Source organism: Solwaraspora sp. WMMA2059 (assembly GCF_027497315.1).
GTDB lineage: Bacteria > Actinomycetota > Actinomycetes > Mycobacteriales > Micromonosporaceae > Micromonospora_E.
Window position 1 is genome coordinate 6,436,751 of sequence record NZ_CP114908.1, and the last position, 22,252, is coordinate 6,459,002.

18 protein-coding genes and 1 pseudogene are annotated in these 22,252 nt (G+C 72.4%); 15 read left to right on the top strand and 4 right to left on the bottom strand.

The annotated features are described in order from the left end of the window. The first annotated feature begins 81 nt into the window (after window positions 1-81). The 6 genes from O7553_RS29475 (at window position 82) to O7553_RS29500 (ending at window position 5,636) form a co-directional block, all read left to right on the top strand. Window positions 82-867, top strand: coding sequence for an adenosylcobinamide amidohydrolase (locus tag O7553_RS29475; RefSeq protein ID WP_281552785.1), 786 nt, complete (start codon window positions 82-84; stop codon window positions 865-867). A 145-nt stretch (window positions 868-1,012) separates the two neighbouring features. Then, window positions 1,013-2,068, top strand: a complete 1,056-nt coding sequence (locus tag O7553_RS29480) for a CapA family protein (RefSeq protein ID WP_281555798.1) — start codon at window positions 1,013-1,015, stop codon at window positions 2,066-2,068. 152 nt (window positions 2,069-2,220) lie between these two features. Beyond that, on the top strand, window positions 2,221-2,946 hold the full coding sequence (nth, locus tag O7553_RS29485; protein ID WP_281555799.1) for an endonuclease III: 726 nt from the start codon (window positions 2,221-2,223) through the stop codon (window positions 2,944-2,946). Between the two features lie 101 nt (window positions 2,947-3,047). Further along, window positions 3,048-3,644, top strand: a complete 597-nt coding sequence (locus O7553_RS29490) for a TlpA disulfide reductase family protein (RefSeq protein ID WP_281555800.1) — start codon at window positions 3,048-3,050, stop codon at window positions 3,642-3,644. 8 nt (window positions 3,645-3,652) lie between these two features. Continuing rightward, on the top strand, window positions 3,653-4,396 hold the full coding sequence (locus O7553_RS29495; protein ID WP_281555801.1) for a CoA pyrophosphatase: 744 nt from the start codon (window positions 3,653-3,655) through the stop codon (window positions 4,394-4,396). Between the two features lie 61 nt (window positions 4,397-4,457). Beyond that, window positions 4,458-5,636 (top strand): MarP family serine protease, encoded by a 1,179-nt coding sequence (locus O7553_RS29500; protein ID WP_281552786.1) that lies wholly within the window; start codon window positions 4,458-4,460, stop codon window positions 5,634-5,636. Here O7553_RS29500 and mycP read toward each other — a convergent pair. Both mycP and eccCb read right to left on the bottom strand, forming a co-directional pair. Then, on the bottom strand, window positions 5,557-6,951 hold the full coding sequence (gene mycP, locus O7553_RS29505; protein WP_281552787.1) for a type VII secretion-associated serine protease mycosin: 1,395 nt from the start codon (window positions 6,949-6,951) through the stop codon (window positions 5,557-5,559). The genes O7553_RS29500 and mycP overlap by 80 nt on opposite strands. Window positions 6,952-6,993: 42 nt before the next feature. After that, a complete protein-coding gene (gene eccCb / locus O7553_RS29510) occupies window positions 6,994-11,004 on the bottom strand; it encodes a type VII secretion protein EccCb (RefSeq protein ID WP_281555802.1) in 4,011 nt (1,336 codons plus the stop codon). Between the two features lie 103 nt (window positions 11,005-11,107). Between eccCb and eccD the strand changes: the two genes are divergently transcribed. Then, window positions 11,108-12,457: a type VII secretion integral membrane protein EccD gene (gene eccD, locus O7553_RS29515; RefSeq protein WP_281552788.1), complete on the top strand. Its 1,350-nt coding sequence runs from the start codon at window positions 11,108-11,110 to the stop codon at window positions 12,455-12,457. Between the two features lie 21 nt (window positions 12,458-12,478). Here the strand turns inward: eccD and O7553_RS29520 are convergent, their stop codons facing one another. Continuing rightward, window positions 12,479-12,985, bottom strand: coding sequence for an inorganic diphosphatase (locus O7553_RS29520; RefSeq protein WP_123603846.1), 507 nt, complete (start codon window positions 12,983-12,985; stop codon window positions 12,479-12,481). A 518-nt stretch (window positions 12,986-13,503) separates the two neighbouring features. On the opposite strand from O7553_RS29520, the gene O7553_RS29525 reads away from it, so the two are divergent. From O7553_RS29525 to tilS, 4 genes and pseudogenes are all read left to right on the top strand, one after another. Next, on the top strand, window positions 13,504-13,692 hold the full coding sequence (locus O7553_RS29525) for a hypothetical protein (protein ID WP_281555826.1): 189 nt from the start codon (window positions 13,504-13,506) through the stop codon (window positions 13,690-13,692). Beyond that, on the top strand, window positions 13,689-15,212 hold the full coding sequence (gene dacB, locus O7553_RS29530) for a D-alanyl-D-alanine carboxypeptidase/D-alanyl-D-alanine-endopeptidase (protein WP_281555803.1): 1,524 nt from the start codon (window positions 13,689-13,691) through the stop codon (window positions 15,210-15,212). The genes O7553_RS29525 and dacB overlap by 4 nt, the downstream gene beginning before the upstream one ends. A 51-nt stretch (window positions 15,213-15,263) precedes the next feature. After that, complete coding sequence (locus O7553_RS29535) at window positions 15,264-16,337, top strand: zinc-dependent metalloprotease (RefSeq protein ID WP_281552789.1); 1,074 nt, start codon at window positions 15,264-15,266, stop codon at window positions 16,335-16,337. A gap of 7 nt (window positions 16,338-16,344) precedes the next feature. After that, window positions 16,345-17,316: pseudogene (tilS, locus tag O7553_RS29540) on the top strand (tRNA lysidine(34) synthetase TilS); the annotation flags it as partial. A gap of 3 nt (window positions 17,317-17,319) precedes the next feature. Here tilS and O7553_RS29545 read toward each other — a convergent pair. Beyond that, entirely contained in the window at window positions 17,320-18,282 is a 963-nt protein-coding gene (locus tag O7553_RS29545) for a helix-turn-helix domain-containing protein (RefSeq protein WP_281552790.1), read from the bottom strand. A gap of 198 nt (window positions 18,283-18,480) precedes the next feature. Between O7553_RS29545 and O7553_RS29550 the strand changes: the two genes are divergently transcribed. The 4 genes from O7553_RS29550 (at window position 18,481) to folE (ending at window position 22,247) form a co-directional block, all read left to right on the top strand. After that, the gene (locus O7553_RS29550; RefSeq protein WP_278172054.1) at window positions 18,481-18,609 is read left to right on the top strand and encodes a hypothetical protein; all 129 of its coding nucleotides are present in this window, start codon (window positions 18,481-18,483) and stop codon (window positions 18,607-18,609) included. A 92-nt stretch (window positions 18,610-18,701) separates the two neighbouring features. Beyond that, window positions 18,702-19,277 carry a hypoxanthine phosphoribosyltransferase gene (gene hpt / locus O7553_RS29555; RefSeq protein WP_281552791.1) on the top strand — a complete coding sequence of 192 codons (576 nt, stop codon included), beginning with the start codon at window positions 18,702-18,704 and terminating at the stop codon, window positions 19,275-19,277. A gap of 274 nt (window positions 19,278-19,551) precedes the next feature. Then, on the top strand, window positions 19,552-21,567 hold the full coding sequence (gene ftsH, locus O7553_RS29560; RefSeq protein WP_123603842.1) for an ATP-dependent zinc metalloprotease FtsH: 2,016 nt from the start codon (window positions 19,552-19,554) through the stop codon (window positions 21,565-21,567). Further along, window positions 21,564-22,247 carry a GTP cyclohydrolase I FolE gene (gene folE, locus O7553_RS29565; protein ID WP_281555804.1) on the top strand — a complete coding sequence of 228 codons (684 nt, stop codon included), beginning with the start codon at window positions 21,564-21,566 and terminating at the stop codon, window positions 22,245-22,247. The genes ftsH and folE overlap by 4 nt, the downstream gene beginning before the upstream one ends. Window positions 22,248-22,252: the final 5 nt, after the last annotated feature.

Here is a 22,252-nt window from a genome sequence, read left to right on the forward strand (position 1 = left end):
GTGGATCCGTCGTTAATATGCGGCACCGTGCACGCCGACCGGTCAGCGCCGTGCGACCGGCGGACGCCGTATCGTCGACCGGTGTCTCCCGATGTCGCCCGCCCATGGTTCACCACCCGCACCGAGGACGGCCGGACCCTGCCGTACGCCTGCTGGGCGCTCACCGAGCCGCTGCTGACCATCAGCTCCGCTCCGCTCGGCGGCGGGATCGGACTGCGCTGGTGGGTGATCAACGCGACCGTGCCGATGTCGTACCGCCGCGACGACCCCGACACCCACCTCGTCGGTCTGGCCGAGCAAGCCGACCTGCGCGGACCCGGCGTCGGCCTGCTAACCGGGGTGGACGTGCGTCGGATGGTGACCCGCGACGAGGCCGGCGTGCAGGTGTGGGCGACCGTCGGGCTCGGCACCCCGGTGCTGGCCGCCGCACCCAGGACCGCCGGGCCACCGCCGGAGCAGGTCGGGACGATCAACATCGTCGCAGCGCTTCCGGTACGGCTCGGTGAGGCCGCCCTGGTGAACGCGGTCGCCACCATCACCGAGGCGAAGACCCAGGCGCTGGTCGAGCTCGGACTGCGGGCCACCGGCACAGCGACCGACGCGGTGGTGGTGCTCTGCCCGCCCGACGGGCCGGAGCAGCGGTACGGCGGTCCACGGTCGACCTGGGGCGGGCGGCTCGCCCGGGTAGCGCACGCGGCGGTACGTGGTGGCACCGCCCAGCGTGGTGGCACTGCCCAGCGTGGTGGCACCGCCCAGGGTGGTGGCACTGCCCAGGGCGGTGGCGCGACGGACCCGCAAGGACGGCAAATCGGACACGGGGACAAACCAGCCGGACGGTTGTCGTCGCCGGAGACTCCCGGCCGGTAGGGTCACGCCAGTGAGTGACGCCCAGCGTGCCGCCCGGGGGCGCCGGCGGCAGGAGCCCGCCGCAGGCCGACCCGTTCTGTCGATCGTCGTGCTGACCGCCGTTCTGCTCGGTGCCGTACTGGTCGGCATCGTCGCGCTCGGTGGGATCAACCGGTCCGGATCCGAACCGCAGTGGCAGTCCGCTGCGTCGCCGACAGCTGCGTCGCCGACCGCCACCGCGTCGCCGGAGCCGCAGGAGATCTCGATGTCGGCTACCGGTGACATCGTGCTCGGCAACGCCCCCGACCGCCTGCCGCCCGACGGCGGTGCCGGCTTCTTCGACTCGGTTTCCGAGGCACTCGCCGCCGACCTGGTGATGGGCAACCTGGAGGAGCCGCTGACGGTCGACACCGGGACTGGCAAGTGCGCCCCGGACGCCACCCAGTGCCACCAGTTCCGGGCCCCACCCGAGTACGCGGCCCACCTGCGTGACGCCGGGTTCATGCTGCTCAACCAGGCCAACAACCACGGGTACGACTACGGCGAGGCCGGATACCGCAACACCCAGCAGACGCTGGAGGAGCACGGTCTGCGGCACACCGGCGCGCTCGATCAGATCACCGTGCTGGACGTCGAGGGGGTCAGCGTCGCGGTGGCCGGCTTCTCCTCGTATTCTCCGCCGAACAACAGCCTGATCAACCTGGACGCCGCGGCGGAGGTGGTCCGGCGCGCCGACGAGCAGGCCGACCTGGTCGTCGTGCAGGTCCACATGGGTGCCGAGGGAGCGGAGATGACCCGGGTCACCCCGGGCACGGAGCTGTTCGCCGGAGAGAACCGCGGTGATCCGATGGCCTTCGGGCGGGCGATGATCGACGCCGGGGCGGACCTGATCGTCGGCCACGGCCCGCACGTGCTGCGCGGCATGGAGTTCTACCAGGGCCGGCTGATCGCGTACAGCCTCGGGAACTTCGCCGGTGGCGGCGGTACGCTGAACAACACCGGCCGGCTGGGCTGGGGCGGGGTGCTGAAGGTGACCCTCGACCCGGACGGCGACTGGGTCGACGGTGAGTTTGTCGCCACGTACATGAACGGCAACGGTCTGCCCGTTGTCGACGAGCAACGCCGAGGGCTCGACCTGGTCCGGGAGTTGAGCGGGTTGGACTTTCCGCAGACCGGCGCCGAGTTCGACGATGACGGCACCATCTCACCACCGTCGGACTGACCCGCCGACGTAGGCTGGCCGGTGTGACACCGCCAGCCCCCCGAGCCGCGACCGCCCCGGCTGCGGCCACCGCAACTGCGGCCGCCGGGCCTGCGGCAGCCCGGGCCGTGCGTACCGAGACCGACCTGGGGCGTAAACGTCGTGCCCGGCGGATGGCGAGACTGCTGGCGCAGACCCATCCGGACGCGCACTGCGAGCTCGACCACGACGGCCCGCTGCAGTTGGCGGTCGCCACCATCTTGTCCGCGCAGTGCACCGACAAGCGGGTCAACGAGGTCACCCCGAAGCTGTTCGCCCGCTACCCGACGGCCGCCGACTACGCCGCCGCCGACCGGGCCGAGCTGGAGGAGCTGATCCGGCCGACCGGGTTCTTCCGCAACAAGGCCGGCTCGCTGATCCGGCTCGGCCAGGCATTGACCGAGCGGTACGCCGGCGCGGTACCGCGCCGGCTGCCGCAGCTGGTCGAGCTGCCCGGGATCGGCCGCAAGACCGCGAACGTCATCCTCGGTAACGCGTTCGACGTCCCTGGCATCACCGTCGACACGCATTTCCAACGGCTGGTCCGCCGCTGGGCGTGGACCGACGAGTCCGACCCGGTGAAGATCGAACACGCGGTCGGCGCGTTGATTGAGCGCCGGGACTGGACGATGCTGTCCCACCGGGTGATCTTCCACGGCCGGCGGGTCTGCCACGCCCGTAAACCGGCCTGCGGCGCATGTGCGCTAGCCCCGCTGTGCCCGGCGTACGGCACCGGTCCGACCGCCGCTGCCGAGGCGGTGAAGCTGCTCAAGGGTCCCCGCGCGAGGGAGCTGGCCGAGCAGGCCGGAATACCCGCCGACCTGGTGCCGGCGGCGGCCGTCACCGCCGAGGTGCCATGAGCGCCGGCCGCCCGTCGGGGCCTGGCCGTCAGCCCGGGCGTCGCCGTCGGCCGGGGCTAGGTCGCCGGCTCAGGCCGGGGCCGTTGTTCGCCGCCGCCCTGATGCCGTTGCTGCTGGCGGCGTCCGGTTGCACCACCGGCCCGGGTGCCGGGACGGGCGACGCTGCCGGAGCGTCCGGACCGGTCCCGTTCGCCGACTGCGCCGGCCTGACCGCACCGCCCGCTGCGGCCGCCGCCGCGCCGCAACCGTCGACCGACGTCGGTACGCCGGGCGGCGGCACCCCGCTGCCCGACATCAGCCTGGCCTGCTTCGCCGACGGGACGGTCGTTGACATCGCGGCGGTACGCGGACCCGCCGTGATCAACTTCTGGGGCTCCTGGTGCCAGCCCTGCCGCAAGGAGTTGCCGGCGCTGCAACGCCTTGCCGACCGTACCGCCGGGCAGTTGCACCTGATCGGCGTCAACACCTACGACGACCGAGATCCCGCCGTCGCCGTCGCCGAGGATCTGGGGCTGCGGTTCCCGAGCCTGGTCGACCGGGAGCGGCAGCTGCTGCTGGCGGTCGAGCGGGTCGGCCTGCCACTGACCCTGTTCGTCGACGGAGACGGGGAGATCCGTCGGACGTACGAGGGTACGCTCGACGACGCCACGCTCGCCGACCTCGTCGAGCGCGAGTTGGGTCTGACGGTGGCCCCGTGACCCACCCACTGCCCTCCGAACCGTTGCCGGCCTGGTGGCAGCCGCTGCTCACCCGGGTGCGCTCCGCCCGTACCGCCGATTTCACCCGGGTGGCGACCCCGGCCCGGGGTGGTCGGCCAAGCGCGGTGCTGGTCCTGCTCGGCGAGCATCGGCCGGGTGAGCCCGACGTGCTGCTGCTGCAGCGGGCCGCGACCATGCGTAACCATGCCGGGCAGCCCGCGTTCCCGGGTGGCGCGGCCGACCCGGGCGACCGGGACGCGCGGGCGACCGCGTTACGGGAGGCCGAAGAAGAGGTCGGGCTGGATCCGGGCAGCGTCACCGTGCTCGCCCAACTGCCGCGGCTGTGGATACCGGTGAGTGGCTTCGTGGTCACCCCGGTGCTCGGCTGGTGGCATCGGCCACATCCGGTGCATCCCCGACAACCGGAAGAAGTGGCACATGTCACTCGATTGCCGGTTGATGAGCTGGTGGACCCGGACAACCGACTCCAGGTACGCCACCCGAGCGGCTGGGTGTCACCTGCGTTCCAGGTGCGCGGCATGCTCGTCTGGGGATTCACCGCCGGGGTGCTGTCCGCACTGCTGGACATGGCCGGTTGGGCCGGTGCCTGGCCGACCGGTCGGATCATTGACCTGCCGCCCGAGCCGTCGCCCGGTGGCGATCCGTCGGCCGCCGGTCTGCCCGACACGCTCGGTGACCGGGCCAGCGGCGATGCGGCAACTGTGGACGGCTCCGCCGGCCTGCCGGGCTGACCGCCGGCCGCCACGTCCGTCTGCGGCCGGGCCGCTCGCCCGGTGCCCGTAGTCTTGACGGGTGTCCGCCGTCGACGTCGTGCTGCTGCTGCTTATGTTGGTCTTCGCGATCAGCGGTTACCGCCAGGGGTTCCTGATCGGGGTGCTGTCCTTCGCCGGGTTCATCGGCGGCGCACTGGTCGGTCTGCAACTCGGGCCGCTGCTGGCTGAACAGTTCGTCGACACTGTGGCCCGGGTCGTGGTGTCACTGGTCGCAGTGTTCGGCCTCGCCGTCCTCGGCCAGGCACTGGCCGGCTGGGCCGGCTCCCGGCTGCGGCACGCCATCACCAGCCCGGTGGGGCGCCGGGCCGACGACCTCGGCGGGGCGGCGATCTCGCTGGTGGCGGTGCTGCTCGTGGCCTGGCTCGTCGCGGTGCCGCTGGGCTCCTCCGCGATGCCCGGCCTGGCCGGGGCGGTACGCAACAGCGCCCTGCTCAACGGCATCGACCGGGTGATGCCACCGCAGGCGCAGGCGTTGTCCAACGCGCTGCGGGACACCGTCGACACCCGCGGCTTCCCGGACGTCTTCGGCGGGCTCACCCCGACCCGGGTCCGCGAGGTACCGGCCCCGGACCCGGCGCTGGCCGGTTCCGAGGTGGTGGCGAACGCCCAGCGGTCGGTGGTCAAGGTGCTCGGCTCCGCGCCCCGCTGCTCCCGCCGGATCGAAGGCTCCGGGTTCGTCTACGCCGAGGACCGGGTGATGACCAACGCGCACGTGGTCGCCGGTACGCAGACCGTGGCGGTGGAGGTTCTGGGCGAGCGGCACAACGGCCGAGTGGTGGTCTACGACCCGGAGCGGGACCTGGCGGTCATCTACGTGCCGAACCTGCCGGCTCCGGTGATGCCGTTCGCCGACCGTCCGGCCCCGTCCGGTGCCGACGCGATCGTGCTCGGCTTCCCGCTGGACGGGCCGTACGATGCGCAGTCCGCCCGGGTCCGCGACGTCGGACCGATTACCGGCCCGAACATCTACGATGACGGTGAGGTCCTCCGCGAGGTCTACACGATCCGTGCGTTGGTCCGGTCCGGCAATTCCGGTGGCCCGCTGGTCGCGGCCAACGGACTCGTGCTCGGGGTGATCTTCGCGGCGGCGGCGGACGACCCGAACACCGGATTCGCGGTCACCGCCGAGGAGGCGTCGTCGGTGGCGGTTCTGGGAGTACGGAGCACCCGCCGGACCGCCACCGGGGAGTGTGCCTGACGTCGCTGCGGGCAGCCACCGTCGTCATCCGCATCCGCCGGGCCAGCCAGCTGCCGACGACCGCCGTGACCAGCAGCAGACCGCTGCCGAGCAGCCCCTGGCCGCCGCCTTCACTGCGCTGTCCGCTGATCGGCCCGATCGCCCATCCGGCTCCTTGGTCGCCGGTGTCCTGACCGCCCATCCGGGTCGAGCCGCCGGCCAACGTCGGCGCTGCGGACTCCAGACCGGGAGCTGGGCCGAAGCCGACCACACCCGGAGTCCGGTTGTCGTCGAGCGGATTGCGCGGCACCTCGTCGACCCCGCCGGTCAGCGCGGCCACCGGATCGACCAGGCCGAAGCCGTAGCGATCGTCCCGGCCCGGCGCGCCCATGTCGCGGGCGGTCTCGATGAGCCGGGTGACCACCGTGCCTGCCGACATCTCCGGGAACCGGGACCGGATCAGTGCTGCTGTCGCGGCCACCAGCGGAGCGGCGAAGCTGGTGCCCTGCACCTGCCAGTAGCCGTCCGGTCGGGCGCCGACCAGCCCGGTGGCGGGTGCGGCGAGGACCGTCTCCGGCCCGGTGATCGAACCGGCCCACAGTTGCTCGCCACCCCGGTCCATCCCGGCGACGGCGACGACGCCTGGCTCCCGGGCTGGATACCAGACCCGCGACGTGCCGTTGGCCGAGATGTTGCCGGTGCAGGCGACCACCACGACGTCGCTGGCGAACGCGTAGTCCAGCGCGGCGGCCAGCGCCGGGCTGTCGCCGCTGCCGCCCAGCGACAGGTTGATCACCCGGGCCCCGTTGTCGACCGCCCAGCGGACCGCCTTGGCGACGACCAGCGCGTCGTCGTAGCGGTTCTCCTCGTCGAGCACCCGGACCGGCAGAATCCGGGCGTCCGGGGCGAGCCCGAGTACCCCGTCCTCGTCGTCGTCACGGCCGGCGATCAGCGCGGCGACGGTGGTGCCGTGCCCGACCGGGTCGGACCAGCCGTCACCGTCGTCGACGAAGTCGATCCCGGGTAGTACCTGGCCAGCGAGGTCGATGTGGCTGGCGTCCACCCCGGAATCGATCACCGCGACCGTGACCCCGGCGCCAGTGGCGTACTGCCAGGCGGTGGTCGCCGACAATTCCCGCAACTGCCACTGTTCGTCCCGGATCGGGTCGTACCGGGCGGGAAGCGCGGCGCTCGCCGCGGCAGCGGAGCCCGTGCCGGTGCGTACCGGCTCGGGCCCGGGCGGCGCGGCCGGGCCGCTGACTGCGGTCACCAGGACCAGCACCGCCCCGACGAGCCAACGGGCGGCGCTGCGTGGATGGCGCGGCAACGACGTCACAATCTGGCCTTCTCACCCCAGCAGACACTTGCTGCACGGAGGTTACCGCGATTCTGCACTGTCAGAAGCAGTCTTGGGGGAAGCCGATAGCCGGTTCGCGACGCCGGTGGGCCCAGTCGGATCGGCCGCCGGCAGGTACGCCAGTTGCACCAGACGGATGCCGTCCCGGCGGGTGACCAGCCGACCTCGGCCGGGCGGTAGCGGCTCTGCGCGGACCCCGCCGACAAGTTGCCCCTCGTCGGGGTCGCCGGAGAGCACCAGGCCCGCGGCGGACGACTCGCGCAACTGCTGGACGAAGGGCTCGTACAGAGCCCGCCCGGCACCCCCGACGCGGCGGGCGAGCACCAGGTGCAGGCCGACGTCCCGGGCGTGCACCAGGTACCCCAACAGCGGTTGGATCGGGTTCACCGACCCGGCCGCGACCAGATCGTAGTCATCGACCAGGACGAACAGCTCGGGTCCGGTCCACCAGGAGCGGCCGGCCAACTGAGCGGCGGTGAGGTCCGGTCCGGGCAGCCGCCGACGTAGATGATCTGCGGCCGAGTCGATCAGGTCGGCGGTATGCGACGCGTTGCCGCCGTAGCCGATCAGGTGGTCGGAGTCCACCGCGCCGAGCAGGCTGCGGCGGTAGTCGACGATGATCAACCGGGCCTGCTCCGGGGCGAACCGACCGGCGACGGTGGTGGCGAGGGCGCGCAGGAAACTTGACTTGCCGGACTCCGCTTCGCCGAACAGCAGCAGGTGCGGATCAGCGGCGAAGTCGATCGACACCGGTCGCAGGTCCGACTCGGCCAGCCCGACCTGCAGCCGGAGCCCGGCCGTGCCGGTGCGGTCCAACGCGGCGTACGGCACCAGGCCCGGGAGCAGCCGGACCGGCGGTGCCGCCGGCCCTGCCCAGCCGTCGGCGATGGCATCGACCAGTGCGGCGGTGTCGGCCACCGCGGCGAGGAAGTGCAGGCCGTCGCTGGTGATCCCGCGGCCCGGCGACCCCGGTGGCACGTTGGCGGCCGACCGGTGCGACACCAGCGAATCGATCGGGTCACCGAGTCGCAGCTCCAGCCGGGAGCCGAACAGATCCCGCAGCGCCGGCCGGAAGTCAGCCCAGCGGGGTGCCGAGGCGACCAGATGCACCCCGTACGACAGGCCACGGGTGGCCAGGTCGGTGATCGACGGTTCCAGGTCGTCGTACTCGCCGCGCAGGGTGGTCCAGCCGTCGACGACCAGGAAGACGTCACCGTACGGGTCGTCCGGCGTACTGCCGGTGGCGGTCCCGGTCCCGGTCGCGCGGCGGGCGCGGTACGCGGCCATCGACTCCACCCCGTCCCGGGCGAACCGCCGCTCCCGGCTCGCGAGCAGGTCGGTGACCTCGGCGACGGTACGCCGTACCGTTGCCGGCTCGGTGCGGACCGTCACTCCGCCGACGTGTGGCAGGTCCCGCAGCCCGGCCAACGCCCCGCCGCCAAAGTCGAGGCAGTACACCTGCACCTCGGCCGGCGAACGGCTCAGCGCCAGGGCGCAGATCAATGTCCGGATCAGCTGGGACTTTCCGCTCTGCGGTGCGCCGACCACCGCGACGTGCCCGGCCGCCCCGTCCAGGTCCAGCCACAAGGGATCCCGGCGCTGCTCGTACGGCTTGTCGACCGCGGCGACGGCCACCCGCAGCTGTTCCGACCGGTCCGGGTCGGCCACGGCCGGGCCCCGACCGGGCACCAGCCGCACCGGACCGAGCAGGTCATCCAGCTGGGGCGGCTCGCCCAGCGGCGGCAGCCAGACCCGGTGCGCCGGTGGACCGTTCCGGGCCAGCCGGTCGACGCTCACCTCGAGCAGGCTGGCCCCGGTGCCCGACGTGCCGGGCGCGGCCGACGGTTCGGGCCGGGTGGCGGCCGCCGGCACCGGGTGCGTCCGGAAGCCGTACAGCATGGGCGTCGAGCGGGGACCACCGGCCCGGCGCGGGGCCGGTCGGCGGTACGGCCCGGAGACGTAGGCGGCCCGGAACCGGACCGGTGCCCCGGTGCCGTACCGCAGGAAACCGTGACCCGGCTCGCGGGGCAGGTGGTACGCGTCCGGTACCCCGAGGACCGCCCGCGACTCCAGCGCCGAGAAGGTCCGCAGCCCGATCTGGTACGCCAGATGGGTGTCCAGTCCGCGCAACCGGCCCTCGTCCACCCGTTGCGAGGCGAGCACCAGGTGCATCCCCAGGGACCGTCCGACCCGGCCGATCTGCAGGAAGATGTCGATGAAGTCGGGCTTGGCGGTGAGCAGTTCGGTGAACTCGTCGCAGACGATCACCAGTGACGGCAGCGGCGGCAGGGTCTCGTCGGTCGGCTGTACCCGCAGGTAGTCCTGTCGGCTGGCCAGGTTGCCCGCCCGGCGCAGCAGCTGCTGGCGGCGGACCACCTCACCATGCAGCGCGTCGGCCATCCGGTCCACCAGCGGCAGCTCCTGCGCCAGGTTGGTGATCACCGCCGCGGTGTGCGGTAACCGGTCCAGCGCGGCGAACGTTGCTCCACCCTTGAAATCGATCAGGACGAGGTTCAACGACTCCGGCGGGTGGGTGAGAGCCAACCCGAGGACCAGCGTACGGAGCAGCTCCGACTTGCCGGAGCCGGTGGCACCGACCACCAGCCCGTGCGGCCCCATGCCGTGCAGCGCCGACTCCTTGAGATCGAGCTCGACCGGCTGCCCCTCGGCGGTGACCCCGAACGGGACCCGCAGGTGGCGGTCGACTGACGGGCTGCGGTCCGGTCCGGCCGTCGTCCACCAGCGGGCGCCGGCACCACCGCTGCCGAAGCCGAGCAGCTGGACCAGGTCCGCCTGGGCCACTGCGGCGGATCGGGCCGGCCCGCTGTTCGTCGCGAGCCGTAGCGGGGCGAGCTGGCGGGCGAGGGCCTCCGCTTCGACGACACCCAGCCCGTCGGCCGTCCCGGTGTCGATGGGCCCGGTCGACCCACGGATGACCAGCCGACCGGACGGGCCGACCGACAGCTCCACGGTGACCCGGTCGAGTATCCGGGGTGCCGGTACGCCCACCTGGACCACGGTGACGCCGTTTCCGCCGCCGTCGTTCGCTCCGGTCCTGTCGTTCGCTCCGGTCCCGTCGTTCGGCTGAGTGCCGTCGCACACCACCACGACGTGCGCGGGGGACATCGAGTCCAGCAGCCGAGCCAGCTCCGCTGCGCTGCCGGCGACCAACCGCAGCGGGCCGGTGGCGTCGGTGCGCTGCGGATGACCAGCGTGTGGTAGCCACTTGACCCACTCCCACCGGTCGCGGCGGTCGGCCGGCGCGTAGATCGCGATGCGCAGGTCGTCCGGGGCGTGCAGGACGGCCAGCTGGGCCAGCACCGCGCGTACCAGCGCGGCCGGTGCCCCGTCCGGGGCATCGCCGTCCGGCCGTCCGACGACGAAGATCCGGGCGACGTCACGCAGCCCGACCACGATCGGCAGCCCCGGCACCACCGAGTACGAGTCGATGAACCGTCGTAGCGCCGCAGCAGTGAGCGGCTCGATCTCGTCCACAGGCCGGTCGTCGGCCGGTGGCACGAGCGGGGTGGCGAGTGGGCGTGATCCGACCCCGACCCGTACGGTCGCGAAATCCCGGTCGTGCGGTCGGCGCTCCCAGACCCGGCTGCTCGCCGCCGTCGACCACAACCGATCGGGATCCGGGTACCGGTAGTTCAGTGCGGTCCGTTGCCGGTCCACGGTCCCCCGGACCTGGCCGCGTAGGCCGGCCAACTGCCGTAGGTAGCGACGCCGGGCCAGGTCGGTCGCGGACCGCGTGCCGGCACCGGGCGCGGAGTTCCAACTGGTCGCCAGCATGGCCAGCGTCGACACCCCGAACACCGCGGCCATCAGGTACGGGTAGACCCCGCCGTCGCGGCCCGGCAGCACTGCCATCGCCACCGATCCGCCGGCCATCGGCAGCAGGGCCAGCAGGCGTTGCCAGCGGCCGGAGTCCGGATCGGCGACCTGCGGAGGCGGGGGGATGCGGACCTCCCCGGCCGGGATCCCGGGTGCCGGACGACGCTCGGATCTGTTGAGGACGATGCCCGCCATCGCGTCAGCTAACACCTACGTAGAGTGTTCCGCAATGGACCGGCGGTGGATGGCGGTCGCCGGTCCGGCACCGGTCCGGCCGTCGCGGCGTCGAGGAGGGGCGATGAACGTGAGCCTGGCCAGGATCACCGTCTGCGGACCGCACCGCCGACTGGATCTCGCCCTGCCCGGACACGTGCCGGTCGCCGAGCTGCTGCCGGAACTGCTGCGGCACAACGGGGACGGGCTGGCCGACGACGGGGAACGGCACGGAGGCTGGGTGCTGCGTCGGGCGGACGGGGCGCCGGTGTCTGCCGGGCAGGCGCTGCGCCAGCAGGGGATCCGCGACGGCGACGTGCTGCATCTGGTGCCCGGGCGGACCTACTGGCCGGAGCCGGAGTACGACGACGTCGCCGAGGCGATTGCGGCCGCCGCCAGTCAGCAGGGCCGGACCTGGTCGGCCGCGACAACCAGAGGGTACGCGCTCGGCGCGGCCGGGCTGTGGCTCGGCGCGGGATGGCTGGTGCTGGTCGGGGCCGGCACCGGGACGGCCGAGCGGGCAAGGGTGGCGGTCCTCGTCGGGGCTGCGGTGCTCGCCGTCGGGGTACTGGCCGGACGGGTCTGGCGGGACGCGGCGGCCGGCGTCGTGCTCGGGGCCGGCTCGTTGCCGTACGCGTTCGCCGCCGGTCTGCTCGCTGCCGGCGACGGTGATCCGGTCGGGCTGCGTCCCGACGACTGGCCGACCGCCGCGGCCATGGCGACCGGGTTACTCGTGCTGCTGGGCACGGCGGTGACTGCCGGGGCTGCGGTGCCCGCCGGCGGGCCGATCTTCGTCGCCGTGGTGACCGTGGCTGGGCTCGGCTCGATGGCGGCCATCGCCGCGTCGACGGTCACCGGGGCGGCCGGCGCGGCGGCCGGACTGCTGGTGGTGGTCGGTTGCGGGGTCGGGTTGCTGCCCCGACTCGCCGTCCGGCTCGGCCAGGTGCCGACCGTCGTCGGGACGAGCGACCGGGTGCCGGGTGCCGTGGCCCGGGCCGAGCAACTACTCACCGGGATGCTGATCGGGTACGCCGCCGTCGGCGTCGCGGCCAGCGTGGTGCTGGCGCAGGTCGGCGGGGTGGTCGGGGTGGTGCTGGTCGGCGTCGTCGGGCTGGCGATGTCACTGCGCTCGCGGTCGTTCGTCAGTACCCGGCAGCGGCCGCCACTGCTTGTCGCGGGGGCAGCGGCCACGACACTGTCCGTGTTCGGCGCGCTGCCGGCGTACCTGCCGGTGTCGCCGTCGACGTTGGTCGTGGCCGTGGGCATGGTCGCGGTGTCGACCGCTGCGGTCGGTGCCCGGTACGCCGGCCGGTCACCGTCGCCGTACCTGAGCCGGGCGGCCGACCTGCTGGAGATCACCGCGCTGGTCAGCGTCGTTCCGCTGGCCGGTGCCGTCTTCGGGCTCTACCGGTGGGCCGTCGGGCTGCTCGGCTGAGCAGCCCGACGCCTGATCAGGTCAGTGGGCCGACTCGCCGCGCTCCAGGGCGGCCTCCCGGCGGCGGAACGACGCCTGGATCTCGGCCTCTGCCTCGACCCGGCCGACCCAGGTCGCGCCTTCGACCGACTTGCCCGGCTCCAGGTCCTTGTAGACGACGAAGAAGTGCTGGATCTCCAGGCGGTCGAATTCGCCGAGGTGGTGGATGTCGCGCAGGTGCTCCTGCCGGGGATCCTCGTACGGCACGCAGAGCACCTTGTCGTCGGCGCCCTTCTCGTCCTTCATCCGGAACATGCCGATCGCCCGGCACCGGATGAGGCATCCTGGGAAGGTGGGTTCCGGTACGAGCACCAGTGCGTCCAGCGGGTCGTCGTCCTGCCCGAGGGTGCCCTCGATGAAACCGTAGTCGGCTGGATACTGCGTCGAAGTGAACAGGGTGCGGTCCAGCCGGATCCGGCCGGTCGCATGATCGACCTCATACTTGTTCCGGTGACCCTTGGGGATCTCAACCGTAACGTCGAAATCCATACTCACGCTCCCTCGTCGCCCGCGCTGGCTACGGAAATAGAGCGGTACGCCGTCCGGGCGTTGCCCCGCCCGACCGTTTCGGCTCCCGCTCGCTTTGTGAACACAAGTAGTGTCGCCTAGTCCGTTCGTCAGTTGGGAGGTGGGGCCAGTGGGGAGGGAAGACTCACAGTCCGCTGGGGCCGTCGGTGAACCCGACCGGGCCGACGGAGCGCCAAGTCCCACGTCGGAGGGTAGTGGATCGTCCGCGAAAGGTGACCAAGTGGTCCCGCCGGAGGACTCTGCCGCCGCCCCGGCCGGTGCGCGCGATCCAGATCCGACGGCATCGGGCCGGGCCGCTCCGCCGCCGGCCGCCCCGCCGCCGCCCACTGGGAACCCATCTGTTAAGGCAACCCCGCCGGCCACCGGGTCGGCGCCCGTGACCGGCCGGGCCAACGTGCCGGCCGTGTCCGGCGGCGCCGACGCGGCTCCGGCCGACGTCTCGGAGGGCGGCCACCGCGGACGCGCGTCGGTGCCGGCTCGTGGCACCGCCAGACCGGTTCCGCCGCCCGAGCCTGTACCGGCTGAGTCTGCGCCGACTGGCGGTGCACCATCCGGCTCGGCACCAGCTGCACCATCCGGCGCTGCATCGTCCGGGTCGGCACCGGTTGAGCCGGCGCCACCGGCCAGCCAGTCGTCACCTGACCGCCGCCGCCGGGCCCGGCGGCTGACCGTCGCCGTCGCCGTCGCCGTCGCCGTCCTGCTGGCCGGTGGTACCTCGATCGCGGTACTCCGGCCGGGCCCGGTGGCCGGCTGGCTCGGTGCCGCCGAGGTGAGCCCGAGCCCGAGCATGTCCGCCGAGCCGACGCCGGGTCCGGTGCTGGCCGGGTTGGCCGTCGACGCCCCGATTCCCACCACGGCCGGGCTGACCGAGACGCTGGACAAGGCGGTCAACCGATCCGGCCTCGGCGACCGGGTGCACGTTTCGGTCCGGGACATGACGACCGGCGCGGTTCTGTACGGTCGCGAACCGGCGGCGCTGACCGTGCCCGCGTCGACCACCAAACTGGTCACCGCGGCGACGGTGCTGGCCGCGGTCGGGCCGACACATCGGATCACGACCCGGGTGGTCGCGGGAGCCGCGCCCGGCGAGGTGGTGCTGATCGGCGGTGGCGACCCGACCTTGTCGATCGGTGACACCGGGTACTACGCGGGGGCCGCCCGGCTCGACGTGCTGGCCGCCGCCACCCGTAGCGCCCTCGGTGACACGGCGCCGACCAAGGTACTGATCGACAGTTCGCTCTTCTCCGGACCGGCGTTCGGGCCCGGGTGGGACGAGGACATCCCGACCGGCGGGTACGCGGCCGCGATCACCGCGCTGATGGTGGACGGTGCCCGGACCGATCCCGCCGCAGCCAAGGGCTGGGCGCCGCGCTCGGCCGCACCGGACCTGGCTGCCGGCCGGGCCTTCGCCCGTGCTCTCGGGCTGCCGGCGAACGCGGTGGACACCACACCGGCCGGCTACACCGACCAGCTGCCGGGCGCGCCGACGCAACCCGTCGACGGCGCCGACGCGGTCGCCGGCGCACCGACCTCGTCGGCGACCGGGCAGCCGGCGACCCCCCACCGGTCGTCGGGGGCAAACCCCGACCGGCCGGCGGAGGCCGGCCCGGGTGCCGAACTGGCCCGGATCGAATCGCCGCCGATGGCCCGGCTGGTCGAGATGATGCTCGCCGACAGTGACAACGTCCTCGCCGAAGCGCTCGCCCGGCAGGTCGCCATCGCCCGGGGCGAACCCGCGTCGTTCGCCGGGGCGGCGGTCGCGATGGACGCCGTACTGGCTGAACTCGGGTTGCCGGCCGACCAGAGCGACCTGTACGACGGCAGCGGCCTGTCCCGCAGCAACCGGGTGACCCCGGGACTGCTGACCGAACTGACCGTGCTCGCCGGCAGCGGCGACCGCCCCGCGCTGACCGGGCTGTTCTCCGGTCTGCCGGTCGCCGCCTGGTCCGGCACCCTGCAGGGTCGGTACCAGACGGCGGACGCCCCGCAACGGATCGGCGCTGGCGTGGTGCGGGCCAAGACCGGGTCGTTGTCCGGAATCAACGCGTTGGCCGGCACGGTGACCACCGCCGACGGCCGGTTGCTGGCGTTCGCGGTGCTGGCCGACGAGGTGCCGTTGCTCATCGACGCCGCCCAGGCCGGCCTGGACCGGATCGCCGCGACCCTGGCCAGGTGCGGTTGCCGTTGACCGGGGCATGATCACCAGGGTCGGCGGGCGTCACCCGGGTACGGTGGGTGCATGGCGCAGTTCGTGGACTGGGATCTGGCCGCCGCAACCGCCGGCGCGCTGAGCAAGTCGGGGCCGAAGGCTTCGCTCGACGAAGCGACCGAGGTGGTCAACGACCTTCGCCGGCTGACCGACGAAGCGGCCGGACACGTCGTGGCGTACACCGGTCTGCAGGCCCAGGTCGCGCACCCGCCGGTGCGGGTGGTCGACCGGCGGGACTGGGCCGTCGCCAACATCTCCGGGCTGCGTGACGTGATTACGCCGCTGGTCTCCCGGGCGGCCGGCGACCGCCAGCCGGGCGCGCTCACCGACGCGATCGGTTCCCGGGTTACCGGTGTGCAGGCCGGCACGGTGCTCGGCTACCTCTCCGGCCGGGTGCTCGGTCAGTACGAGGTGTTCTCCGGTGACCCCGGCCAGCTGCTGCTGGTCGCCCCGAACATCGTCGAGGTGGAGCGCAAGCTGCACGCCGACCCGCGCGACTTCCGACTCTGGGTCTGCCTGCACGAGGTCACCCACCGCACCCAGTTCACCGCCGTGCCGTGGATGCGCGGCCACTTCCTGGGCCAGGTTCAGGCGTTCGTCGACGCCTCGCAGGCCGGTGGCGACAACTTCGTCGACCGGGTCCGGCGCGGGGTCGGCACGCTAGCCGAGTCGATCCGCGACCCGCAGAGCCGGGCCAGCGTGCTGGACATCGTGCAGACCCCGGCGCAGCGCGCCGTACTCGACCGGCTGACCGCGCTGATGACCCTGCTCGAAGGGCATGCCGAGTTCGTCATGGACGGGGTCGGGCCGGAGGTCATCCCGACGGTGGAGCAGATCCGGGCCGGCTTCAACCGCCGCCGCGAGGCCGGCAACCCGCTGGAGAAGGCGATCCGCCGGCTGCTCGGCGTGGACGTCAAGATGCGCCAGTACGCCGAAGGCCGCAAATTCGTGCACGGCGTGGTCGACAGGGTCGGCATGGCCGGTTTCAACAAGGTCTTCGACTCCCCGTTGACCCTGCCCCGGCTGGAGGAGTTGGGCGACCCGGACGCCTGGGTGGCCCGGGTGCATGGCCCGGTCTCCGGCTCGCCGCCGACCGTCGTCTGAGCCGCGGGTGCCCAGGCTCGCTCCGGCTGTCGCCGAGCTGCGTGTCGCGGTCCGGCGGATGCTGCGCGAGTACGCCGGCCGGCTGGTGCTGGTGGCCTGCTCCGGCGGCCCGGACTCATTGGCTCTGGCGGCCACGGTCGCGTTCGTCGCCCCCCGCTGCGGGGTCTGCGCCGGGCTGGTGACTGTCGACCACGGCCTGCAGGCGGGGTCCGCCGAGCAGGCCCGGGACGTGGCCGGCTGGGCGGCCGGGGCCGGGTTCGACCCGGTCGAGACCGTCGCCGTCGAGGTCGGTGCCGCCGGCGGCCCGGAGGCGGCGGCGCGGACCGCCCGCTACGCCGCGCTGACCCGGGTGGCCCACCGGCACCGGGCGGCCGCCGTGCTGCTCGGTCACACCCGCGACGACCAGGCCGAGACGGTGCTGCTGGCGCTGGCCCGGGGGGCCGGTCCGGCCGGCCTGTCCGGGATGCCGCCGGCCCGCCAGGTGGACGGCGTCACGGTGCTGCGTCCGCTGCTGGACGTGGGGCGGGAGCAGACCCGGGCGGCCTGCGCGGCGCTCGGCCTCACCCCGTGGGCCGACCCGCACAACACCGACCCGGCGTACGCCCGAGCCCGGGTCCGGGCCGACGCGCTGCCGGCCCTGGTCGAGGCGCTGGGCACTGCGGTGGTGGCGAATCTGGCGCGGACCGCCACGCTGGTCGCCGCCGACAACACGACGCTGGACGGGCTGGCCGACGCCGCGTCGGACCGGGCCGCCACACCCGGTGGTGGGCTGGCGGTCCCGGTCCTGACCGAGCTGCCGGACGCGGTGCGGACCCGGGTGCTGCACCGCTGGGCGTTGCGGCTCGGTGCGCCGGCCGGGGCGTTGGCGTACCGGCACGTCACCGCTCTCGACGCACTGGTCACCCGGTGGCGTGGGCAGCGGGCGGTGCACCTGCCGGGTGGTATCGAGGTGCGTCGGGCCGGGGGTGAACTGTCGGCCGGCTCAGCCGACGGCGGTCCGGTCGCGGAACGTGCCACGGTACGCCTGGGGTGTGGCGCCGACCCGCCGGCTGAAGTGGTGCCGGAGGGTGGCGGCGTCGCCGAAGCCGCACCGCCGGGCCACCGTCTCCACCCCCAGGCTGGTCTCCTCCAGTAGCTGGCGGGCCAGCAGCACCCGCTGGCCGGTGAGCCAGTCGTGCGGCGTGGTGCCGGTCTCGGCCCGGAACCGGCGGGCGAAGGTACGCGGTGCCATGTGTGCCCGGGCAGCCAGTTCCTCCACGCTGATCGTGGTGTCCAGGTGCTGCTGCATCCATACCAGCACCGACTCCAGCGTGGCCGCTGTCGGGCTGGCCGCGATCGGCGTCTCGATGAACTGGGCCTGCCCGCCGTCGCGGTGCGGCGGCACCACCATCCGGCGGGCGAGTCTGGTCGCCAGGGCGGAGCCGTGCTCCTGGCGGACCAGATGCAGGCAGGCGTCGATCCCGGCGGCGGTGCCGGCGCTGGTCAGCACGTTGCCGTCGGCCACGTACAGCGAGTTGCACCGGATCCGGGCGGTCGGGTGGCGGCGGGCCAGCTCGTCGGCGTACCGCCAATGGGTGGTGCATTCGCGGCCGTCGAGCAGGCCGGCGGCGCCGAGCACGAATGCGCCGGAGCAGACGCTGAGCAGGGTGGCGCCGCGGCGGTCGGCGGCGCGTAACGCGTCGACCACCGGTGCGGCGACGGCGTCGTGGAAGCTGGCCGCGGGCACGGCGACCAGGTCGGCGTCGGCGACCGGCCGCAGATCGGCGGTGGGTAGCAGCGAGAAGCCGGAGCTGGTGCGGACCGGGCCGCCGTCGACGGTGCAGACGTCGAAGCGGTATCCGGGGAAGCCGTCCGCGGTGCGGTCGTGACCGAAGACCTCGCAGACCACCCCGAGCTCGAACGGGGCTACGCCGTCGAGCGCGATCACCGCGACGGTACGAAGCATGCGACGAGTCTAGCCCACGGTGGCAGGATTTCGATGAACAGTGGCATCTCTGCCGCTGTTCGCTCAGCGGGCCGGCGCGCAGACTTGGTGTCGACGTCCGGTGCGCACCGGCGGCACACCCATCGGGACCAGGGTGAACACACCCATCGGGACCAGGGTGAACCTCCCGTCAGGACCAACGTGAAGGTGGCTGCCGCCATGGAACTTCTTATCGTCGTGTCGATCATCCTGCTGCTCGCCGCCGCCTCGGCGGCCGGCCTCACCCGGGACAGTCGTGACTCGGCCGACTGGCGGCCGAGTCACGACGGTGTCCGCCGGCCCCGGTGACCGTCGGCTGGACCACCGTCACCCACCGGCGCCACGTGAGTATCCGCCGGCCCCGGTGTCGGCTGGCCGGCCGGATGCGGCAGGCTTAGCGCATGGCTGACGGCTCCTGGTACGACGCCGACATCGACCGTGTGATCATTTCCGAGGAACAGATCCGCGACAAGACCGCGGAACTCGCCAAGCAGATCGCCACTGACTACGCCGACGTGACGGGTGGACTGCTGCTGGTCTGCGTGCTCAAGGGCGCGGTCATGTTCATGGCCGACTTCGCCCGTGAGCTCGGCCGGCAGGGCGCTCCCGTCGAGTTGGAGTTCATGGCCGTCTCCTCCTACGGGCAGGGCACCACCTCCTCCGGCGTGGTCCGCATCCTCAAGGACCTGGAGCGGGACATCGCCGGTCGGCACGTGGTGGTGGTCGAGGACATCATCGACTCCGGCCTCACCCTGTCCTGGCTGCTGAAGTACCTGGCGTCCAGGTCGGCGGCGAGCGTGGAGGTGGTCGCGCTGTTCCGCAAGCCCGAGGCGGTCAAGGTGCAGGTCCCGGTGCGGTATGTCGGCTTCGACATCCCCACCGAGTTCGTGGTTGGCTACGGCCTGGACTTCGCCGAGCGGTACCGCGAGTTGCCCTACGTCGGGGTGCTCAAGCCCGAGGTGTACGGCCGCGGCTGACCGCCGCCGGTGTGTCAGCCGTCGGGAAACTCCTCGGGACGTCCAGGCCACTCCCAGGAAACAGCGCTACGGTATGCGGTGGCGCGGGTCAGCTGACCGCGCCGACGTGGGACCAGCGGACGGAGCGCGGGTCGACCGGGCTCGCGGACGCGCACCTCGTCACCACGGTGTACCTTCGAATGACCGTGGCGCTCGGTTGGCGCCCCGGAGTGGCTAACCAGACGGTCAGAACGTCGATCAGGAGGGTCCGGGCGCTGCGGCGCTCGACATACGTATGGAACGTACGCGTTTCTTCCGCCGGCCGGTGGTCTGGATCATCCTGGTGATCATCGGTGCGATAGCGCTCAGCTCGTTCTTCACCAACGGCCCCAGCTACCACAAGGTGGACACCTCGGTGGCGCTGGAGCGGCTGGAGCAGGGCGGCATCGACAAGGCGATATTCCAGGACCGGGAGCAGACGCTCCGGCTCGACCTCGCCGAGCCGGAAGAGTTCGGCGACACCGAGACCGACCGGATCGAGGCCCAGTTCCCGTACGAGGTCGGCGACGAGATCTGGACCGACGTGCTGGCCGCCAAGGAGGCCGGCCGGGTGACCGGCCCGGCCGAGGCCGAGGTGTCGTCGGACAGCATCTTCATCACCCTGCTGGTCAACCTGCTACCGATCGCCATCCTGGTGATCCTGCTGCTGCTGTTCATGTCGCAGATGCAGGGCGGCGGGTCCCGTGTGCTCAACTTCGGCAAGTCCAAGGCGAAGGTGATCACCAAGGACACCCCGAAGACCACCTTCGCCGATGTGGCCGGCTCCGAGGAGGCCGTCGAGGAGTTGCAGGAGATCAAGGACTTCCTGCAGAACCCGGCGAAGTACCAGGCACTCGGTGCAAAGATCCCCAAGGGCGTACTGCTGTTCGGTCCACCCGGCACCGGGAAGACCCTGCTTGCCCGGGCGGTGGCCGGCGAGGCCGGTGTGCCGTTCTACTCGATCTCCGGGTCCGACTTCGTCGAGATGTTCGTCGGTGTCGGCGCCAGCCGGGTCCGTGACCTGTTCGAGCAGGCCAAGGCGAACGCCCCGGCGATCGTCTTCGTCGACGAGATCGACGCGGTCGGCCGGCACCGTGGTGCCGGCATGGGCGGCGGCCACGACGAGCGGGAACAGACCCTCAACCAGTTGCTGGTCGAGATGGACGGCTTCGACACCAAGGGCGGCGTGATCCTGATCGCCGCCACCAACCGACCCGACATCCTCGACCCGGCGCTGCTGCGCCCCGGCCGGTTCGACCGGCAGATCCCGGTCGACGCCCCGGACATGGAGGGCCGCAAGGCGATCCTGCGGGTGCACGCCCGGGGCAAGCCGTTCGCCCCGGACGTCGATCTGGACGCGGTGGCCCGGCGTACCCCCGGATTCAGCGGCGCCGACCTGGCCAACGTGATCAACGAGGCGGCGCTGCTGACCGCCCGGCAGGACGCCCGGGCGATCACCAACGAGGCCTTGGAGGAGTCGATCGACCGGGTGGTCGCCGGCCCACAGCGGCGGACCCGGGTGATGGGCGACAAGGAAAAGAAGATCACCGCATATCACGAGGGCGGTCACGCCCTGGTGGCCTGGGCCCTGCCACACGCCGCCCCGGTGCACAAGGTGACCATCCTGTCCCGGGGGCGGTCGTTGGGCCACACCCTGGTGCTTCCGACCGAGGACAAGTACACCCAGACCCGTGCCGAGATGATCGACACCCTGGCGTACGCCCTCGGTGGCCGGGCCGCCGAGGAACTGGTCTTCCACGAGCCCACCACCGGTGCCGGCAACGACATCGAGAAGGCCAGCGCGTTGGCCCGGGCCATGGTCACCCAGTACGGCATGAGCGCCAAACTCGGCGCCGTCAAGTACGGCACCAACGGCGACGAGCCGTTTCTCGGCCGGACCATGGGCCACGAGCGGGACTACTCCGATTCGATCGCCGCTGAGATCGACAGCGAGGTCCGCGCCCTCATCGAGCTGGCCCACGATGAGGCCTGGGAAATCCTGGTCGAGTACCGCGACGTGCTCGACACCATGGTGCTGGAGCTGATGGAGAAGGAGACCATTTCCCAGTCCGACATGGCCCGGATCTGCGAGCGGGTGGTCAAGCGGCCGCCGATGGCACCCTTCAACGGCTTCGGCAAGCGGCAGCCGTCCACTGAGCCGCCGGTGCTGACCCCGGCCGAGAAGGAGAACCTCGGCCGGCAGGCGGTCGCCGACGGGGCTCAAGCCGTCTTCGGCGGTGGCATGTCCGCGAACTCGGACGGCACCTCCTGAGCAGCCCTGACCTACCGTCCAGCGCGTCGTCGACCGAACCCGACGACGACGCGCTGGACTATCTCGCCGCCCGACTGATCAACGGCAAACTCAACGGCACGCCGGTCGAACGCTCCGTCGACCTGACCCGGATCGAGCGCGCCGTACGGGAGATCCTCATCGCCGTCGGCGAGGACCCGGACCGTGACGGGCTGCGCCAGACGCCGGCCCGGGTCGCTCGGGCGTACGCCGAGCTGCTCGCGGGTCTGCGGGCCGACGCGGCCCAGGTGCTCACCACCACCTTCGAGGCTGACCACGACGAGCTGGTGCTGGTCCGCGACATCGAGGTGATGTCGCTGTGCGAGCACCACATGCTGCCGTTCCGGGGCGTGGCGCACATCGGGTACATTCCCGGAGCGACCGGCCGGATAACCGGCCTGTCGAAGCTGGCCCGCCTGGTCGAGGTCTACGCCCGGCGGCTACAGGTCCAGGAGCGGCTCACCTCGCAGATCGCCGACATGCTGATGAGCCGGCTGGAGCCGCGCGGTGTGGTCACCGTGCTGGAGTGCGAACACATGTGCATGGCGATGCGCGGCATCCAGAAGGCTGGTGCCCGTACCATCACCTCGGCCGTACGCGGTGTGTTCCAACGCGACGCCAAGTCCCGTGCTGAAGCGATGAGCCTGATCATCCACAGCTGACGCCA

Coding starts and splice junctions, on each gene's coding strand:
- nth (WP_281555799.1), top strand. CDS start 2,221: ATGGCGAGACTGCTGGCGCAGACCCATCCGGACGCGCACTGCGAGCTC.
- O7553_RS29490 (WP_281555800.1), top strand. CDS start 3,048: ATGCCGTTGCTGCTGGCGGCGTCCGGTTGCACCACCGGCCCGGGTGCC.
- eccCb (WP_281555802.1), bottom strand. CDS start 11,004: ATGGCGGGCATCGTCCTCAACAGATCCGAGCGTCGTCCGGCACCCGGG.
- eccD (WP_281552788.1), top strand. CDS start 11,108: ATGAACGTGAGCCTGGCCAGGATCACCGTCTGCGGACCGCACCGCCGA.
- O7553_RS29520 (WP_123603846.1), bottom strand. CDS start 12,985: ATGGATTTCGACGTTACGGTTGAGATCCCCAAGGGTCACCGGAACAAG.
- O7553_RS29535 (WP_281552789.1), top strand. CDS start 15,264: ATGGCGCAGTTCGTGGACTGGGATCTGGCCGCCGCAACCGCCGGCGCG.
- O7553_RS29545 (WP_281552790.1), bottom strand. CDS start 18,282: ATGCTTCGTACCGTCGCGGTGATCGCGCTCGACGGCGTAGCCCCGTTC.
- O7553_RS29550 (WP_278172054.1), top strand. CDS start 18,481: ATGGAACTTCTTATCGTCGTGTCGATCATCCTGCTGCTCGCCGCCGCC.
- hpt (WP_281552791.1), top strand. CDS start 18,702: ATGGCTGACGGCTCCTGGTACGACGCCGACATCGACCGTGTGATCATT.
- ftsH (WP_123603842.1), top strand. CDS start 19,552: ATGGAACGTACGCGTTTCTTCCGCCGGCCGGTGGTCTGGATCATCCTG.